Source organism: Labrys wisconsinensis (assembly GCF_030814995.1).
GTDB lineage: Bacteria > Pseudomonadota > Alphaproteobacteria > Rhizobiales > Labraceae > Labrys > Labrys wisconsinensis.
Map to the genome: position 1 here is coordinate 124,143 of NZ_JAUSVX010000019.1, position 18,303 is coordinate 142,445.

The 18,303-nt window shown below is 70.6% G+C and carries 16 protein-coding genes; 6 read left to right on the top strand and 10 right to left on the bottom strand.

What is annotated here, in order from left to right:
• Positions 1–2: 2 nt before the first annotated feature.
• The 5 genes from QO011_RS34995 to QO011_RS35015 form a co-directional block, all read right to left on the bottom strand.
• Positions 3–1,271 (bottom strand): mandelate racemase/muconate lactonizing enzyme family protein, encoded by a 1,269-nt coding sequence (locus tag QO011_RS34995; protein ID WP_307282856.1) that lies wholly within the window; start codon positions 1,269–1,271, stop codon positions 3–5.
• A gap of 10 nt (positions 1,272–1,281) precedes the next feature.
• Positions 1,282–2,142 (bottom strand): carbohydrate ABC transporter permease, encoded by an 861-nt coding sequence (locus tag QO011_RS35000; RefSeq protein ID WP_307282858.1) that lies wholly within the window; start codon positions 2,140–2,142, stop codon positions 1,282–1,284.
• A complete protein-coding gene (locus QO011_RS35005; RefSeq protein ID WP_307282862.1) occupies positions 2,139–2,990 on the bottom strand; it encodes a carbohydrate ABC transporter permease in 852 nt (283 codons plus the stop codon). The genes QO011_RS35000 and QO011_RS35005 overlap by 4 nt, the downstream gene beginning before the upstream one ends.
• Positions 2,991–3,111: 121 nt before the next feature.
• Positions 3,112–4,410 (bottom strand): extracellular solute-binding protein, encoded by a 1,299-nt coding sequence (locus QO011_RS35010; protein WP_307282864.1) that lies wholly within the window; start codon positions 4,408–4,410, stop codon positions 3,112–3,114.
• 120 nt (positions 4,411–4,530) lie between these two features.
• The gene (locus tag QO011_RS35015) at positions 4,531–5,244 is read right to left on the bottom strand and encodes a GntR family transcriptional regulator (protein ID WP_307282866.1); all 714 of its coding nucleotides are present in this window, start codon (positions 5,242–5,244) and stop codon (positions 4,531–4,533) included.
• A 58-nt stretch (positions 5,245–5,302) separates the two neighbouring features.
• On the opposite strand from QO011_RS35015, the gene QO011_RS35020 reads away from it, so the two are divergent.
• The 6 genes from QO011_RS35020 to QO011_RS35045 all read left to right on the top strand — a co-directional run bounded on the left by QO011_RS35020 (position 5,303) and on the right by QO011_RS35045 (position 11,472).
• Positions 5,303–6,340, top strand: a complete 1,038-nt coding sequence (locus QO011_RS35020) for a C-terminal binding protein (protein ID WP_307282869.1) — start codon at positions 5,303–5,305, stop codon at positions 6,338–6,340.
• A gap of 133 nt (positions 6,341–6,473) precedes the next feature.
• Complete coding sequence (locus tag QO011_RS35025; RefSeq protein ID WP_307282872.1) at positions 6,474–7,529, top strand: LacI family DNA-binding transcriptional regulator; 1,056 nt, start codon at positions 6,474–6,476, stop codon at positions 7,527–7,529.
• A gap of 309 nt (positions 7,530–7,838) precedes the next feature.
• Positions 7,839–8,972 carry a Gfo/Idh/MocA family protein gene (locus tag QO011_RS35030; RefSeq protein WP_307282874.1) on the top strand — a complete coding sequence of 378 codons (1,134 nt, stop codon included), beginning with the start codon at positions 7,839–7,841 and terminating at the stop codon, positions 8,970–8,972.
• Positions 8,969–9,961, top strand: coding sequence for a phosphoglycerate dehydrogenase (locus tag QO011_RS35035; protein WP_307282877.1), 993 nt, complete (start codon positions 8,969–8,971; stop codon positions 9,959–9,961). Before QO011_RS35030 ends, QO011_RS35035 begins: the two co-directional genes overlap by 4 nt.
• The gene (locus QO011_RS35040) at positions 9,958–10,719 is read left to right on the top strand and encodes an HpcH/HpaI aldolase family protein (protein ID WP_307282879.1); all 762 of its coding nucleotides are present in this window, start codon (positions 9,958–9,960) and stop codon (positions 10,717–10,719) included. The genes QO011_RS35035 and QO011_RS35040 overlap by 4 nt, the downstream gene beginning before the upstream one ends.
• Positions 10,720–10,734: 15 nt before the next feature.
• On the top strand, positions 10,735–11,472 hold the full coding sequence (locus tag QO011_RS35045; RefSeq protein WP_307282881.1) for an SDR family oxidoreductase: 738 nt from the start codon (positions 10,735–10,737) through the stop codon (positions 11,470–11,472).
• Between the two features lie 251 nt (positions 11,473–11,723).
• On the opposite strand, the gene QO011_RS35050 is transcribed toward QO011_RS35045, so the two are convergent.
• The 5 genes from QO011_RS35050 to QO011_RS35070 form a co-directional block, all read right to left on the bottom strand.
• The gene (locus QO011_RS35050; protein ID WP_307282884.1) at positions 11,724–12,692 is read right to left on the bottom strand and encodes an ABC transporter permease; all 969 of its coding nucleotides are present in this window, start codon (positions 12,690–12,692) and stop codon (positions 11,724–11,726) included.
• A 389-nt stretch (positions 12,693–13,081) separates the two neighbouring features.
• Complete coding sequence (locus QO011_RS35055) at positions 13,082–14,596, bottom strand: sugar ABC transporter ATP-binding protein (RefSeq protein WP_307282887.1); 1,515 nt, start codon at positions 14,594–14,596, stop codon at positions 13,082–13,084.
• Positions 14,593–15,642 (bottom strand): ABC transporter permease, encoded by a 1,050-nt coding sequence (locus QO011_RS35060; protein WP_307282889.1) that lies wholly within the window; start codon positions 15,640–15,642, stop codon positions 14,593–14,595. Before QO011_RS35060 ends, QO011_RS35055 begins: the two co-directional genes overlap by 4 nt.
• Positions 15,639–16,724, bottom strand: a complete 1,086-nt coding sequence (locus QO011_RS35065; protein WP_307282891.1) for a sugar ABC transporter substrate-binding protein — start codon at positions 16,722–16,724, stop codon at positions 15,639–15,641. The genes QO011_RS35060 and QO011_RS35065 overlap by 4 nt, the downstream gene beginning before the upstream one ends.
• Before the next feature lie 366 nt (positions 16,725–17,090).
• On the bottom strand, positions 17,091–18,239 hold the full coding sequence (locus QO011_RS35070; protein WP_307282893.1) for a Gfo/Idh/MocA family protein: 1,149 nt from the start codon (positions 18,237–18,239) through the stop codon (positions 17,091–17,093).
• Positions 18,240–18,303 lie beyond the last annotated feature (64 nt).

Genomic DNA, 18,303 nt, shown 5'->3' on the forward strand with positions numbered 1-18,303 from the left:
CCCTACCACCGCTTCAGCGTGTCTTCGGTCGAGACCTCGATCCGCGCCTCGGGCCGGGCGAGGATGTCCTCGCGCAGGCGGGTGCCGAGCCCGGGCCGGTCCGGCAGATGCAGGTGGCCCTCCCGCACCTCGATCCGGTCGGTCACCACCTCGTCGTACCAGCCGTCGATATAGCCGCGCACCGTCTCCATGATCAGCCCGTTGGGAATGTGCAGCATCAGGTGCGTCGCCGCCCACAGCGCCACCGGGCCGATGGTGTCGTGGCAGGTGATGGGCAGGAAATAGGTGTCGGCCATCGCCGCGATCTTGCGGCCCTCGGTGAGGCCGCCGCCCCAGGACAGGTCGGGCATGACGATGTCGGTCGCGCCGCGCTCGATCCAGGGCCGGAAGCCGAAGCGGGTGAAGACGCGCTCGCTCTGGCAGAGCGGGATGCGGGTCTCGCGCTTGAGGCGGACGAAGCTCTCGACATTGTCCGGCGGCATGATCTCCTCCAGCCACAGGATGTCGAGCGGCTCCAGCGCCCGGGCGATGCGCGTCGCCGTGGCGAGGTCCCAGCGGGCATGGCCCTCGATGGCGATCGCCATCCGCTCGCCCACGGCGCGGCGGATATCTTCCACGATGGCGAGGCCCGCCTTGAGCTCGTCCCCGCCGATGCCGTGGCCGCGCGGGCCGGCCGCGGTCTGCGCTCCCCACATCACCATCGGCTTGCGCGTGTCGACCGGGCCGGACAGGGTCGGCCCGAACTGGTCGAACGGCCAGATCTTCATGGCGGTGATGCCCTGCGCCAGCAGGCTCTCGGCGAGCTCGCCGGCCCGGCCGCCGAGCCAGGCGTCGAGATCGTCGTAGCGCCCGTGCCCGACGCAGGTGTTGTAGATGCCGATGCGGTCGCGGCTGCGCCCGCCCAGCATGGCGTAGATCGGCAGGCCGGCGTTCTGGCCGGCGAGATCCCACAGCGCCACGTCGATCGCCGAGATCGCCCGCATCTCCGCGCCGTAGGCGCCACAGAAATTGACCAGGGCGAACATGTTCGACCAGTGGTTCTCGATGTCGCGCGCATCCCGCCCGATCAGCAGCGGCGCGAACACGTCGTGGATGACCGCGGCGACGGCGCGCGGCAGGTAATAGGTCTCGCCGAGGCCGATCAGCCCGCTGTCGGTGTGGATGCGCACCCACAGATTGTTCGGCAGGGCCTGCCGGCCTGCGCCGCGCCTGGCCCATTCCGCCTGCGGCAACGCCTCGAACCAGACCGTCTCGACCTTGGTGATCCGCATCCCTGCCTCCTCAACCCTTGACCGCGCCGGCGGTGAGGCCGCGCAGGAGATGGCGCTGGATCGCCATGTAGAAGGCGACCGGCAGCACCGAGAACGTCACGCCCGCCGCCATCAGCACGAAGAGCGGCGTATCGAGCTGGGTCATCAGCGTCGCGAGGCCGAGCGAGGCGGTGTAGAGCTCGTTGCGGGTGATCAGCGTCGAGGCGAAGAGGTATTCGTTCCAGCTGGCGAAGAAGGCGATGACGCTGACGGCGACCAGGCCCGGCCGCGTCAGCGGCAGCAGCACCAGCCACAGCGCCGTCCAGCGGTTGCAGCCGTCGATCAGCGCCGCCTCGACCAGCTCGCGCGGCACGGCGTCGAAGGACGCCTTCAGCACCCAGGCGCACAGCGGCACCACGAAGGCGGTGTGCAGCAGCGCCAGCGCCCAGAGGCTGTCGGTCCAGCCGAGGCTGCGATAGAGCGCCAGCACCGGCGCCACAACCACCGCGGCCGGCATGATCTGGGTGAAGAGAAGCAGCAGGCCGAAGGCCGAGCGCCCCCTCCAGGCGAGGCGCGACAGCGCATAGGCGGCGGGGATGACCAGCACCAGCGTGGCGAGCACCGTCAGGCTCGCCACCAGGGTCGACAGCGCCAGCCAGCGCGCGATCGGCTTGTCCGAGAAGAGCTGGACATAGGCCGAGACGTCCAGCCCGTGCGGCAGCAGGGGCGGCGGGAAGGACAGCGACTCGCTCGACGAGCGCAGCGAGGACAGCACCATCCAGTAGACCGGGAAGAACACGATCGCCGAGACCAGCACGATGGCAAGGCCCCGCAGCGCGGCCTCGATCGGGAAGACGCGGCGGGCGGAGCGTCCCGGGGCGGCCGCGGTCATGACTCCGCCATCCCGCGCTGGACCAGGACGAAGGCGGTGGTGGCGATGGCCGAGATCAGGAAGCCGACCACCGCGATCGCGCCGGCATAGCCGAAATCATAGAAGCGGAACGCCTGCATGTAGATGGCCGGCGCCAGAGTGGTGGTGGCATCGACCGGCCCGCCGCCGGTGATCAGCCAGATCAGCGTGAACTGCTGCGTCGAATAGATGAAGCCGAGCACCGCCAGCAGCGCCAGGCTGCCGCGGATGCCGGGAAGGGTGATGTACCGGAACTGGCCGACGCGCCCTGCCCCGTCCATGGTCGCCGCCTCGTAGAGCTCGTCCGGCACCGCCTGCAGCGCCGAGAGCAACACCAGGGAATAGAACGGGAAGCCCTTCCAGACCGTCGCGGCGATGACGACCAGCATGGCGAGCGTCGGGTCGAGCAGCCATTGCGGGCTCTCCTCGACCCCGGGCAGGAGACGCACGAAGGCGTTGAAGACGCCGAAGCTCGGGTCGAGCATCAGCACGAAGGTGATCGCCACCGGCACTTCCGGGATCGCCCACGGCACGGTGAGCAGGCTGCGCACCAGGCCCCGGCCGCGGAAGCTCCAGTTCATCAGAAGCGCCAGGCCGAGCCCGACCGCCAGGATGATCGCGTCGACCGCCAGGGTGAACAGCACCGTGCGGCCGATCATCGCCCAGAAGTCGGGGTCGGCCAGCATCCGGCGATAGGTGTCGAGGCCGAATCCTGCCGGTGTCTCCAGGCTGGAGAGCGCGCCGCGCGCGATGGGGTAGAGGACGAGCGCCCCCTCCAGCGCCAGCATGGGCAGGATCAGGAGATAGGGAAAGGCGCGGCTGCCGATCACCCCGCCCCTCCTCACCCCGCCCCGCCGCGGACGCGAGGCGGGGCGCGGCACCGTCCGGGCCGGCGCCAGGCTCCCCGATCCAGTGCCGCCGCACACCCCGGCCAATCCGGTCACGGCGCCGTCAGATCCGCGCCGCCAGCGCCTCGAGCTGGCGCTGCGCCGCATCCATGGCCTGCTTGACCGAGCCGCCCGGCAGCAGGGCGCGCTGGAAGTTCTGCATGACGATGCGGCCGAACTGGTCGTCGGCATAGGCGAAGTCGCCCATCACGTCGATCGGCGAGACCTGCCTGGCCTCGTTGAAGCCGGTCACCCACGGCTTGTCGGCGAGGAAGCGCTTGAACGCCTCGGACTTCGCCGCAAGGTCGTAGGGCGGCATCACATAGAGGTTGGTCTGCATCAGATCGGCCATCACTTCCGGCGACAGGGCGAACTTGATGAACGCCATCGCGCCGTCCGAATTCTTGCCCTTCAGCGCGATCAGCGGATGGATGCGGTCGAGCGAACGGCGGCTCTCCCAGGGCGGCGGCGCGGAGAGGAGATCGGGATAGATGGCGGGGTTGGTGGCGCGCAGCACCACGACGGTCGGGTTGACGCCGAAGGCCTGCGCCACCCGCCCGTCGGCGGCGAGCCTGGTGATGGCGCTCTGCGCCGTGCCCTGCGGCACGCCCGCCTCGTAAAGGCGCTTCCACAGCTCCAGGCCCTTGACCACCTCGGCCGAATTGGCGAGCGGCGTGCGACCCTCGGCCCATTTGCCGCCATAGGGCAGGCAGAAGTTCTGCAGCTGGAACCACCATTCGCCGGAATCGGCGATGACGTTGGTGAGGGCGATGCCGAACTGCTCGGGCCGGCGGGTGAGCTTGGCGGTGGTCTCGACCCATTCGTCCGCGCTCGCCGGCGGCTTGAGGCCGGCCTTGTCGAACAGGCGCTTGTTGTAGACGAGCGCGAAGTTCACGTCGATCGCCGACAGGCCATAGAGCTTGCCGTCCTGGCGCAGGAAGGCGTGGCCCGGGCTCGGCGTGATGCCGAGGTCGCTCACCACGCCGTCGAGCGGCTCGGCGAGCTTGTACTTGCGGATCACCTGGGCGGCGAGGTCCGGCATCGCCATCAGCACGTCGGCGTCGATGCCGCCGGCCTGCGCCTGGATCACCACGTTGGCGACGTATTGGCTGGCCGGCCAGCCGGTCCAGTCGACGGCGTATTGCGACTGGGACTCGTTGAACTTCTTGAACAGCGCGTTCCAGCCCTCCTTCTCGCCGGGCTGGAACTGCTCCCAGCTCATCACCTTGAGCGGGATGCGGTCGGCGGCGCGCGCCCTGCGTCCGAGGGGCGCGGCGGCGAGCGCGGCGCCGGCTGCGGCGGCGAGCACCTGACGGCGGGTCGGACGAACGTCCGTCCACGCCGCGGCATGCGACCTGGTCATGATCCCTTCCTCCCTGTCGCGGCGGCCTGGCGCCCACGAGCAGCCGGTTCGCCGGCACATTGTTTTTTGTAAACAATCACAGACTAGGCTCGCTTCCGCCGGCCTGTCAAGCGGACCGGCTCACGTTCCGGCCCGGATCCGAAGCACCTCGTCCTGCGCCATGTGCTCCTGCAGCCGGCGATAGGCGCCGCCGATATGCTCTTCCATCGCCGCCGCGGCCGCCGCCTTGTCGCGCCGGCGCACCATGTCCAGGAGCAGGACATGGTCGCGGTACCAGGAGGTCAGATAGTCCTCCGGCAGCCCGTCGCGCAGCAGCAGGAAGACGAAGATCTGCGAGCGCAGCGCCTCCCAGGCGCGATAGAGCCGGCCGTGATGGGCGGCGCGGAACAGGGCGTCGTGGAAGTCGATGTCGAGCTCGGCGACGCGCCGCCGGGTCATCGATGCACGCGGAACCGATTGAAACAGCGTCAGAATTGCTTCCAGGGGCGCGAGGTCCGCGGCCGTCGCCCGCTCGCAGGCCTCGACCACCGAGAGGCGCTCGAGCGCCCGGCGCAGGCTGTAGATCTCCGCCGCGTCCTCCACCGAGACCTGGGCGACGGTGGCGCCGCGATGGGCCTCGTGCACCACCAGGCCCTCCCGTTCCAGACGGAAGATCGCCTGCCGCACGGGGCCGCGGCTGACGCGGAGGCTCTCGGCGAGCTCGTCCTCGATCAGGCGGTCGCCGCCCTTGAGGCGACCGCTCAGGATGGCCTCGCGCAGGGAGTCGACGACATCGTCGGTGAGGACGCGCCGCTCGCGGCGCTGCAGGAAATCGGTGGCGGGGCTCTTGCTCATGGCAGCAGTATATTGTTTACAATTAGGATCACGCCAGCAAAAAAACGGCAGCAGCACGATGCGCATCTTCAAGGTGAACTGGTATCCGCCGCAGAGCGAGGAGTTGGAGCGCCTGTTCGGCGGCCTGGTCGAGTTCGATATCGATCCGGCACGCGAGGATGCGGACTACCGCATCGATCCCGAGCGCTGCCGCGCCGCCGACGCGCTGATCAACTGCTCCGCCACCCATCGCCTGCCGGCCGCGGTCGACGACTTCGCGCGCTGCCGCATCGTGGTCCGCGAGGGCGTGGGCTACGACAATCTCGACCTCGAGGCCTGGGGGGCGCGCGGCGTGCCGGTCTGCAACGTGCCGGATTACGGCACCACCGAGGTCGCCGATCACGCCATCGCCCTGATGCTCGCCCTCACCCGCGGCACCGCCACCTATGGCGAGGCGCTCAAGCGCGATCCGGCCGGCGGCTGGCGCTTCGATGCCGCGCCGCTGATCCGGCGCCACCGGCACGCCACCTTCGGCGTCGTCGGGCTCGGCCGCATCGGCCTCGCCGCGGCCCGGCGCGCCGCGGCCTTCGACATGCGGGTGGTGTTCTACGATCCCTATCTGCCGAGCGGCATGGAGCTCGCCCTCGGCTTCGAGCGCCTTCATGCCCTGACCGACCTGATGGCCGCCAGCGACGTGGTGAGCGTGCACACCCCGCTCAACGAGGAGACCCGCGGCTTCGTCGGCGCCGCAGCCTTCGCGGCGGCCAAGCCGGGCCTCGTCCTGGTCAACACCGCGCGCGGACCGATCGTCGACCTCGACGCCCTGCACGCGGCGCTGCGCGACGGGCGCATCGCCGGCGCCGGCCTCGACGTCCTGCCCAGGGAGCCGGCCGACGCCGCCCATCCCCTGATCCATGCCTACGCCGCCCGTGAGCCCTGGCTGGAGGGCCGCCTGGTCCTGACGCCGCACGCCGCCTTCTACAGCCCCGATGCGATGCGGGACATGCAGCGCAAGGCGGTCGAGGTGATCGTCGCCTATATCAGGGACGGCCGCCTCACCAACTGCGTGAACCGGCCTTTCCTGAAGGCCGGTGCGCCCATCCGGGCAAGCGCCTGACCTCGTGACGCCGCGGCGGGAGCCGGGCGGGCCGAAGAGGCCGCGCCCGGCCTTGCCTGCATCGGTATGCATTGCGCCCGGCATCGTGCATAATGCTGCGCCGGCCCGGATCGGGGCCTTCAGGAGACAGCGTGTGAGCGGCACCGACAAGCCCCCCCGCCCCCCGAGGAACGGGCCGCCCCGCAAGAAATACTCCTCCTCCATCGACGTCGCCCGCCTCGCCGGCGTATCCCAGGCCGCGGTGTCGCGCGCCTTCACGGAAGGAGCGAGCGTCTCGGCCAAGACGCGCAAGAAGGTGATCGCCGCGGCCGAGGAGCTCGGCTATCGGCCGAGCGTCATCCCACGCATCATGCTCACCCACAAATCCTCGCTGATCGCCATCGTCAGCGGCGGATTGTACAACCCGTTCTATGCCGGGATCGTCGAGCTGTTCTCCCGCGAGATCCAGAAGAACGGCAGCAACGTCCTCCTGTTCTCGGTCGACCATGGCGAATATATCGACGAGATCATCCCGAAGATCCTCGGATTCCGTGTCGACGGCATCATCTCGGCCCTGTCCATCATCTCGCCCGAGGCGGCCGAGAGCTGCGCCAAGATGAGCGTGCCCGTGGTGCTGTTCAACGGCAAGGTGCGCAACCAGTGGGTCGCCTCGGTCTGCAGCGACAATGTCGCGGGCGGGCGCGAGATCGCCGCCCTGTTCGTGCGCCGCGGCGCCAGGCGCTTCGGCTACATCGCCGGCAAGAAGGGCAACATGGCCAACGAGGACCGCCTGGCCGGGTTCGTCGGCGAGCTGATCGAGCGCGGCGAACGCGACGTCCGCATCGCCTACGGCAATTTCCGCTACGAGGAAGGCTTCACCGCGGCCTGCGAGCTCCTCGGCAGCGGCGAGCGGCCGGACGCCATCTTCTGCGCCAACGACCTGATGGCCATCGCCACCGTCGAGGCCTGCCGCTCGAGGTTCGGCCTCAGGGTGCCGGAGGACATCATGGTCGCCGGATTCGACGACATTCCCGCCGCCTCCTGGCCGAGCCACGACCTCACCACCCTGCGCCAGGACGGGCCGCGCATGGTCTCCGAGGCCCTCGCCATCCTCGAGCGCATGATCTCGGGCGAGCAGCAGTCCGGCGGCGCCCTGCAGCTCGTCCCCGTTCCGCTGATCGAGCGCGGCAGCACCCGCCGCCCGGAGTGAGGGCGTGGTGGGGACGCAATGAATGGTCGTGCACGATCGGATCGGGATCGAGCATAACCGGCTCGGTCCGTGTTCGCGTGGATGGCCGGGTCAAGCCCGGCCATGACGCAGCGGTTGCGGCGAACGGAGACCGGCGGTGCCTCCCTCACGGGGGTTGATCTTTCCGTTTTGCAAAGCTATTCAAATCGACATCCGAGCCGCGCACGACCGGCTTCGGCGGGATTCCTCCCAAGACTTCGCCGGCGGCAGCGCCCCAGCCGCCGCCGGCGCTTCCGAGGGTTCCGCGGCTCGATCATGGGAGGAGGAACGATGACGCAACCCGTCGGGATCGGCATGATCGGCTATGCCTTCATGGGCAAGTCGCACTCGCTGGGCTACAGGGACGTCGCCGCCATCGCGCCGCCCGAGGTGCCCCGCCCCCGGCTGGTGGCGATCTACGGCCGCGATGCGGCGCGCCTGGAGGAGGCGCGCGAGCGCTATGGCTGGGAGCGGGCGACGACCGACTGGCACAGCATCGTCGAGGACCCCGCCGTCACGCTGGTCGACAATGCCGGGCCGAACAGCCTGCATGTCGAGCCGACCATCGCCGCCGCGCGCGCCGGCAAGCACGTCTATTGCGAGAAGCCGCTCGGCCCGACCGCGGCGGACGCCTTCCGCCTGTGGCAGGAGGCGGAGGCCGCCCGTGTCCGGCACATGTGCGCCTTCAACTACCGCTTCTTCCCGGCGCTGCAGCTGGCCCGCACCCTGATCCAGTCGGGCGAGCTCGGTGCCATCCACCATGTCCGCTCCAACTTCCTGGTGTCCTCCGCCCTCGACACGCAGCGCCGGCGCGGCTGGCGCGACGATGCGGCCGCCGCCGGCGCCGGGGCGCTCGGCGACCTCGGCTCGCACCATATCGACGCGGCGCGCTTCCTCCTCGGCTCCGACCCCGTCCGGGCCAGCGGCCTCACCCGCGTCGCCGTGGCGCAGGACTCGGCCGGACAGGCCATCGAGACCGACGACCTCTTCGCCGCCATCCTCGAGTTCGACAACGGCGCCGTCGGCGTGCTGGAAGCCTCGCGGGTCGCCGGCGGGCATCTCGTCACCAGCCGCATCGAGGTCGACGGCTCGAAGGGCTCGCTGCAATTCTCGATGCAGGCGCTGAACGAGCTGCGCGTCGCCGGCCCCGACCGCGCCTTCCGCACCATCCCGGTGATCCGCGCCGAGGATCCCTACCAGCCGAACTGGTTCCCGGCCGGCCATCCCCTCGGCTGGGTCGACACGTTCTCGCACGAGGCGATGCACATCCTCGGCGCCGTCGCCGGCCTGCATGCGGTGGCGCCGATCGGCGCCACCTTCCGCGACGGCTACTACTGCGCCGAGGTGGTCGAGGCGATCCTGGACTCGAGCCGCCGCCGGGCGGCGGTCGACATCGCCTATCGCAATCTGGAGGCCCAGTCGTGAGCGCGCGCATCTTCGTCAGCTGGCCGGGCTACTCCGCCGACGATCCGGAGACAGGCGGCCGCCTGGTCGCGGCCGGCCACGAGCTGATCCTGGCGCCCAAGCTCGGCGCCCGCAGCGAGGACGAGCTGATCGCCCTGTCGGGCGACGCCGTCGGGGCCATCGTCTCGACCGATCCCTTCACCGCCCGGGTGCTGGCCGCCAATCCGAGGCTCCGGATCATCGCCCGGATCGGCGTCGGCACGGATTCGATCGACGCGGCTGCGGCAGCCCGGCACGGCGTCGCCGTCTCGATCACCCCCGGCATGAACGCCGAGCCGGTGGCCGACCAGACCCTCGCCCTGATCCTGGCGCTCATCCGCCGCGTCGTGCCGCAGGACGGCGCGGTCAAGGCCGGCCGCTGGGACCGGGTCGGTGCGCACACGCCTTCGGAGCTGCCGGGCAAGACCGTCGGCCTCGTCGGCGCCGGCACCATCGGCCGGGCGGTGGCGCGGCGCCTTCGCGGCTTCGACGTGTCGATCGTCTATTTCGACCGGCAGGCGCCCGACCTCGAAGGCGCCCGGCGGCTCGACAGCCTCGAGGACCTGCTCGCCGTCGCCGACATCGTCTCCCTGCACGCGCCGCTGCTGCCGGAGACGCGCCACCTCATCGATGCGCCCGCGCTGGCGCGGATGAAGCCGACGGCGCTGCTCATCAACACCGCGCGCGGGCCCCTGGTCGACACGTCGGCCCTGTTCGAGGCGCTGCGTCGCGGCACCATCGCCGGCGCCGGGCTCGATGTGTTCGAGGAGGAGCCGCCGGGCGAGGAGCGGCTCGCCGGCATCCCCAACCTGGTCTGCTCCGCCCATATCGGCGGGCTCAGCCACGAATCGATCCGCCGCATGACCATCTCCGCCACGGACAGCGTGCTGGCGGTGCTGGGCGGAGCCGTGCCGCCGACCGTGATCAATCCCGAGGTGCTCGGCGCCGGCGGCGGGCGGGCGGGATCATGACCGTGCCGCTGAAGCAGCGCCTCGCGGCGCGGGACCTGCTGGTCGGCACCTGGGTGAAGACGCCCTCGGCCATCGTTGCCGAAGTGCTCGCCGGCACCGGGCTCGACCTCCTCTGCCTCGACGCCGAGCACGCGCCCTTCGATCGCGGCGACCTCGACGCCGCGGTGCTCGCCTGCCGCGCCCTTGCCATGCCGGTGCTGGTGCGCGTCCCGAGCGCGGCGCCCGAGACCATCCTCAACGCCCTCGACCTCGGCGCCACCGGCGTGGTGGTGCCGCATGTGGTCGACGGCGCCTCGGCCGCGACGATCGCCCGCGCCGCCCATTACGGTCCGGGCGGGCGCGGGTATGCCGGCTCCTCCCGGGCCGCGAACTACACGCGCACAAAGATGCCGCAGCACCTCGCCGCCTCCCGGGCCGCCACCGTGGTGGTGGCGCAGATCGAGGATGCCGAGGCGGTCGAGGCGATCGAGGCGATCGCCGCCGAGCCGGGCCTCGACTGCCTGTTCATCGGCCGAGCCGACCTCGCCGTGTCCTATGGCGCCGCGAGCGCCGCCGATCCCGTGGTGATCGCCGCGGCCGAGCGCATCTGCGCCGCCGGCCTCGGCGCCGGCCGGGCGGTCGGCATGTTCGTGCCCGACCTCGCCGAGGTGCCGCGCTGGCGCGGGCTCGGGGTCAGCCTGTTCCTCCTGGAATCCGACCACACCTTCCTGATCCGCGGCGCGGCCGCCCTGGCGGCCGCGGTCAGGGCCCCTGCCTGACCAAGGAGAGAGACCATGAAAGTTGCACTCGTGACCGGCGGCTCGCGCAGCCTCGGGGCGGACATGGCCAAGGCGCTCGCCGCCGACGGCTGGGCGGTGGCGGTCAACTTCGTCCAGGCGGCGGACCGCGCGAGCGCGGTGGTCGAGGCGATCCGCGCCGCCGGCGGCACCGCCGCCCCGGCCCGCTTCGACGTCACCGACGAGGAAGCCGTGACCGCCGGCCTCGATGCGATCGCGCGCGAGCTCGGCCCGGTCGACCTCATCGTCAACAACGCCACCGGGCCGCAGCCGGAAATGCCACTGATGGAGCAGTCCTGGCGGACCTATCTCGACCAGCTCGAATTCTTCGTGAAGGCGCCGCTGATCCTGCTCAAGGCCGTGCTGCCGGACTGGCGCCGCCGCAAGAGCGGCCGCGTCATCAATATCGGCTCCGAGGTCGCCGAGCTGGGCAACCCCTATTTCGGCAACTACGCCTCCGCCAAGGGCGCCATGCTGAGCATGACCCGCTCCTGGGCCACCGAGCTCGCGCCCGAGGGCATCACCGTCAACCTGGTCGCGCCCGGCTGGATTCCGGTCGAGCGCCATGCCGGGGCGACGCAGGCGCAGCTGGACTGGTACCGCGAGCGCGTGCCGCTCGGCCATTTCGGCGGGCCCGGCGACGTGGCGGCCATGGTGGCGTTCCTGGCCTCGGACAAGGCGGATTTCATCACCGGGCAGAAGATCGCGGTGAATGGCGGGCGGACCTTGCTGTAGCAGGGCGGTTGCGGAAGGAGGCCCGACAGAGATCGACAGCCTCGACCGTCATGGACGGGCTTGTCCCGTCCATCCACGCGAACGCGACGAAGGTCAATTTTCGACGCGGTTTCGGCTGCATTTGCTATCGCATCCGCCGGTGTTCGCGTGGATGGACGGGACAAGCCCGTCCATGACTACCCGCTGGAGCTGCAGCCATCTCGGTTTTCTCTGACCTTGCCCGCTCCCGCGAAAGCTCGCTGACCATCCCCCTACTTCACCACACCGATCTTGCCGCGGTCGATCGTGGCCGCCACGGCGACCAGGATCACGGCACCGAAGACGATGTTCTGCACCGCCGGATCGAAGCCCAGCACGACCGATCCGATGCGCACCGCCACCGCGATCAGCCCGCCGATGAGGCTCGCCCCCATGCCGCCGACGCCGCCTGAGATGGCGGTACCGCCGACGATCACGCCGACGATCGCCGGCAGCAGCAGGTTCTGCGCCAGGGTCGGGGCACTGTACAGCGTCTGGGAGACCAGCAGCAGTCCCGCCAGGGCCGCGCAGGCCGCCGACGCGGCATAGGCGAGGACGCGGGTGCGGGTCCTCCCGACCCCCGACATCATCGCCGGCAGCTCGGCCGCGCCGATGGCGTAGACGGAGCGGCCGAACCGGAGATAGCGCAGGGCCAGCACCAGGGCGAGCCAGACCACCATCACCAGGATCACCGCGTTGGGCACGCCGGCCGTGCGCTCGGCCAGCACGTCGATCAGGCGATAGCCCGGCTCGATCGGCAGGGCCGTGGCGTCTGTGACCACCAGCGCGGTGCCCGAGAGGATGCCGAGCGTGCCGAGCGACACCACGAAGGAGGGCATCTGCAGCCGCGCATGCAAGGCGCCCTGCAACGCCCCGACCAGCGCCGCGCCGGCGAGGATCACCGGCACCGCGGCGGAGCCGAGGCTCGGCGTGAGGAGGCTGGCCATCACCCCCGCGAGCGAGGCCATCGCCGCGATGGAGAGGTCGATGCCGCCGAGCAGGATCGGCAGGCTCGCCCCGAACACCAGAAGCAGCAGCGGCGCCGCGTCGACCGAGAAGCCCGCCAGCGCCCGCGGTGCCAGGATGCCCGGCGCCCAGACCGCGACGCCGGCAACGATGGCGAGAAGCACGAGGCCCGGTCCGAGGGCGCGCAGGCGCTCGCCGGTGCGCGGTGGGCCGGGGCGGGCTGCAGTTGGAGTCATGACGTCCTCCATGATCGTTCCATGGTGCTTGCGAGGAGGCAAGGCGGGCGGCCCCGCCGTTCCCGGTGGCGCAAGGGGCGGACCACTCGTGGCAGCCGCGGCGTCGGTGGGAGCTTTCGCCCAGGAACCACGCCGTCATGGCCGGGCTCGACCCGGCCATCCACGCGAACACCTCCGGACGACAACACAGGCACCCACCCGTGTCGGCGCCAAGATGGACTCAGGTCGAGGTCGCGTGGATGGCCGGGTCGAGCCCGGCCATGACGGCAGCGGGTGGGGCAGCCGCCAGCACGCGTCCTGCCGCGATTCCCAACCCGGAGACCGCCCGAGCGGCCTCCACCGCTCCGGAATCGCCGGACTATGGCTCGACACAGCATCCACGCCCCCTCTCACACCATCGCCCGCACAACGTCTTCCTCCGCCGGCGGATGCGCGGCGAGGTCGTCGAAGCTCCTGGTGACGGCGCCGTCGCGCATCACGTGCAGGCGGTCGGCGAGCGACAGCACCTCGTCCAGCGTGTCGCCGATCATCAGGATGGCGAGGCCGCCGGCCGCCAGGTCGCGCATGGCGGCGAAAAGGTCGGCGCGGGCGCCGGGATCGAGGCCGCGGGTCGGATGGTCGAGCACCAGGAGCTTCAGGTTCGCGCCGAGCAGCCACTTGGCGAGCACCGCCTTCTGCTGGTTGCCGCCGCTCAGCCGGTCGATGCGCTCGCCGATGCCGGGGGCCTTCAGGCGCAGGCGGTCGGCCCAGCGCTCGGCCTCGCGCCGCTCGCGCCGGCGGTCGATGATCATCCCGCCCCGGCCACAGCCCAGGCCGAAGGTCAGCGCGATGTTCTCGGCGATGCTCTGGCCCGCGATCATGCCCTCGGCCTTGCGCTCGGCCGGCAGGTAGCCGATGCCGAGCCCGATGGCGTCGATCGGCCCGCGGATGCGCACGGAGCGCCCCTCCAGCGCGATCGTGCCGGTGACGCGCTCGTGCAGGCCGAACAGCGCCCGGCAGAGCTCCTCGGCGCCGGACGCCTGCACGCCGATCAGCGCCACGATCTCGCCGGCGCCGACACGAAGGTCGACCCCGTGCACGCGGCCGGGGACGCCGAGGCCGCGCATCTCCAGAAGCGGCGCCGGCGGCGGCCGGCGCGGCGCGGCGGCGCGATCCTCGACGAGGCGCTGGCGCCCGACCATGAGCTCGTAGAGCTCGTCCGGATCGGTCTCGCCGCGCCGGCGCTCGGCGACCTTCACCCCGTCGCTGAGCACGTAGACGCGGTCGGAGATGTCGAGCACCTCGTCCATGCGGTGCGAGATGAACACCACCGAGGCGCGGCTGCCGAGCCGGCGCACCTGGCGGAACAGCGCCTCGATATCGGAGCGGCCGAGCACCGAGGTCGGCTCGTCGAACAGCACGACGATCTCGCCCTCGACCGTCTCCTCGATGGCGAGCACCTTGGCGAGCTCGACCATCTGGCGTTGGGCGAAGCCGAGCGTCGCCACGGGCACGTCCGGCGCCACGTCGAGCTCGATCTTGTCGAGCTGGCGCCGGGCCGCGTCGAACAGGCGGCGCCAGCGCATCCAGCCGAAGCCGTGGAAATCGGTCGGCTTGTCCAGGAAGATGTTCTCCGCGACGGTCAGGGCCCCGACCAGCGACTGCTCCTGGTGGACCATGCCGATGCCGAGGCCGCAGGCCTCACGCGGCGAGGACAGGCGGACCGGGCGGCCGCGCAGGCGCATCTCGCCCTGGTCGGGCTGGTGCACGCCGGCGATGGTCTTGACCAGGCTCGACTTGCCCGAGCCGTTCTGGCCGATCAGGCCCAGCACCTCGCGCGGGAAGAGGTCGACATCGACGCGGTCGAGCGCGAGCACGCCGGGAAAGCGCTTGACGATGCCGCTGAGCGCGACGACGGGCGTCATTTCACCACCCTCAGCTTGCGGATCAGGGGATAGCCGCCGATCGCGACGGCGAGCATGATGGCGGCGCCCTCGATGATCTGCTGGATCAGCGGGCTGGCGCCCACCAGCACCATGCCGTTCTCGAGCACCTGCAGGATCAGGACGCCGACGGCGGAGTGCAGCACGCCGCCGCGGGCCCCGCTCAGCAGCGTGCCGCCGATGACCGCGGCGCTGATCGCGGGGAAGAGGAAGTTCTGGCCGGCGGTGGGGTTGCCGACGCCGATCTGGCTGGTCAGGAACACGCCGGCGAGCGCCGCCGCAAGGCCCGAGATCGCATAGGCCGCGATCTTGACGCGCCCGATCGGCAGGCCGGCAAGACGCACCAGACTCTCGTCCTCGCCGATGGCGTAGCTGAGCCGCCCGAAGCGCGTCATCCGCTGCGCCACGACGCCAAGGACGACCACCGCCGCGGCGCCGTAGACGATCGGTGAGAGGCCGGCGACCTTGGTCGTCGACAGGGCGAGCAGCGAGGCATCGAGGATCTGCGGCTGGCGGGCCGGGAACAGCAGCGCCGCGATGCCGAGGCCGACGAACCAGGTGGCGAGCGTCACGATCAGCGAGGGCATGCGCAGGGCGTGATGCAGCACCCCGTTGACGAGACCGAAGGCGAGGCCGCCGGCCAGGGCCGCGGCGACGCCCCACCAGCCGAGCGCCAGCATCGTGCTGGAATTGGCCACCAGCAGCGACAGGCCGATGCCGGTCATCGCCGTGACACCCTCGACGGAGAGGTCGATCGAGCCCTGCAGGATGACGAAGGTCATGCCGACGGCCAGGATCAGCGGCACGGCGCTCGCCTCCAGGATGGCCTGCAGGTTGGCCAGGCTGGCAAAATGCGGGCTGGCGACCGAGAACGCCGCGGCGAGCACCGCGAGCGCCGCCGCCGGCCCCCAGTCGGCGAGCCCCGGTGCCGCCCGGCGCCGCGACGCCCCGGCGCCGGCGGGTCGGCGCGGCCAGGCGCCCGACGAGATGAGACCCTTCTCGGCCTGCACCTGCATCGGATCGGTCACTTGTTGGCGCCGGGCGGGATCTGTCCGGGCGAGGTCGCCCAGAAGTTCGCCTTGATCCTGGCGTAGGTGTAGTCGGCGAGGTCAGGCTTGGCGGCCAGGATGGCGGCGGCGTTGTCCTTCGTCACCAGGGTCTGCTGCAGCCAGAAGTCGCGCTGGGCCTCGGTGAGCTTGGCCACGTCGACGTCGCCGGAGGCGGCGGCATAGGCCAGCGCCGCGGTCACCGCGCCCTGCCCGACCGCATCGACCTTGATGGTCGACAGCATGTCGCCGCTGGCGACGAGCTTGATGGCATCGCTCGACCCGTCCGAGCCGGTGACCGGGATCTTGCCGTTGAGGCCCTTCTCGCGCAGGGCCGCGACCGCGCCGATCGCCATGCCGTCATTGGCGGAGAAGATGCCGTTGAGATCGCCGCCGTAACGTGCCAGCCAGGCGCGGACCAGGTTCTGCCCCTTGGTCGTGTCCCAGTCGCCGACCTGGGTGTCGAGCAGCTTCATGCCGGGGCATTCGGCGAGCGCCTTGGCGAGGCCGGCGAGGCGCTGCTTGGCCGGCGGGTTGTCCGGGATGCCGCCGAGCGCCACGATGTTGCCCTTGCCGCCCAGCGCCTTGCACAGGGCCATGCCGTTGCGGTAACCGGAGTCGACCCCGTCGAAGGAGGTGTTGGCGACCCAGTTCGGCGAGGCCGTGTCCCAGGGATGGATCGATTCCGGGCGGTTCCACAGGGTGATGATCGAGGCGTCGGCATCGGCCGCACGCTGCACCAGCGCCTTGGTGAAGGCGTTGGAGGCCGGGTCGACCACCACGACGCAGCGGGCGCAGCCGGCCGCGAAGATGGCGCCGAACTGCTGCAGCAGCTTCTGGCCCTGGAAGTCGCTGGCGAGGACCTGGACCTTGCCGCCGACGGACTCGGCGACGGCCTTGGCGCCGAGCGCCACGTCGGCCCAGTACTCGCTCGTGGTGGAGCCGACGCCGAGATAGAAGCGCTCGACCTTCTCCGCCCGCGCCGGCGTCGCCAGCATCACGCCGAGACTCAGCGCCAGGGCCGTGGCGCGCAGGCCAGATCGCATCGTTGCATAGTTAGCCATTTACTCCTCCCCTCGATTTTTCGGAAAAATATTCATCTTTTCCGCGATGAAGCTGTTGAATCGAGCTTAATCATACTTTGCATTGCTTTGCAAATTGCTGCAAACGAAGTGGCTGCGAAGTCAGCACGTCTCTCCTGCGAGGTGGTGGTCGCGTGGATGGCCGGATCAAGTCCGGCCATGACGGAACCGTCGAGGATGACGCGAAGAGGACGGCTCCACGCTCGACCGTCATGGGCGGACTTGATCCGCCCATCCACGCGCACACAGGTAGTTCAGGAACGGGTAACCGGCAGGTACCAACCATCCTCGCCACGTTTCGGCGAGATCACAGCCGATCTCGCCGGAGAAAGCTCTCCGACCGCCCCCTCACCCCGCGCGGAACGCCTCCGACACCGGCACGCTCGCCCATTCCCCCGTCTCCGCGGCGCGGTAGGCGGCGTCGATCACCTGCGACACGTGCAGGGCCTCCTCGAAGCTCGGGCTGGCCTTGGTGTCGTTGCGCATCACAGCCTCGATGGCCCGCCGCGCGGTGATGACGAAGGCTTCGCCATAGCCGAGTCCCTGGCCCTGCGCGTACCAGAACGGCGCCGCCTCCGGGTGGATGCCGCCGAGCATGATGCGGCGGAAGCCGCCGGTCGTCTGCGGATCGGCGGCGGAGAAGAACTCGAGCTCGTTGTTGCGCTCCCATGTGAACTTGAGCGAGCCCTTCGTCCCGATCACGGTGAAGCCGAGATCGGACTTGTGGCCGGTCGCGGCCCAGGAGGCGTGCACCGAGCCGACCGCACCGCTGGCAAACTGCACCAGCGTCGCGGTGAGGTCGTCGACCGTCACGGGCCTGGCCGACGGGCTGCCTTGCGGGCGGGTCTCGTAGAAGCGGCGGGTGCGGGCGGCGATCGCCTCCACCGGCCCCATCAGCGCGCAGGCGATGTCCATGATATGCGAGCCGATGTCGCCGAAGGCCCCGCCGCCGGCGACCGCCTTGTCGAAGCGCCAGGCGAAGGGCAGCGCCGGATCGGCGGCATAGTCCTGGAAGAAATGCCCCTCGAAATGCAGGAGATCGCCGAGCTCGCCGTCGGCGATCAGCTTGCGGGCGAACTCGATCCCCGGCCAGGTCCTGTAGGAGAAGTTGACGACGTTGACCTTGCCCGACTGCCGGGCGGCGCGCGCCATGCGCTCCGCCGCCTCCACCGTGTTGGCGAGCGGCTTCTCGCAGAACACGTGCTTGCCGTGCTCGAAGGCGTCGATGGCATATTGGGCATGGCTGTCGTTCGGCGTGATGACGATGACCACGTCGATGTCCTCGCCCCGCGTCACCCGCTTCCAGTCGGTGGTGTGGTCGGCCCAGCCCCAGCGCCGCGCCCCCTCGCGGGCGGCTTCGGCGACGATATCGGCCATCCGCACCATCTCGATGGCCGGCAGGTCCGGCCACAGGAAGGCGCCGATATTGCGCAGCGCCAGGCTGTGCATCTTGGCCATGTAGCCGGAGCCGATGATTCCGAACCTTATGCGTTCCACGGATGTACCTCGTTGGGTCTGGCAGGGGCCGGGCAAGGCATCCGCCCGCCGGCGGCGGAGGGAA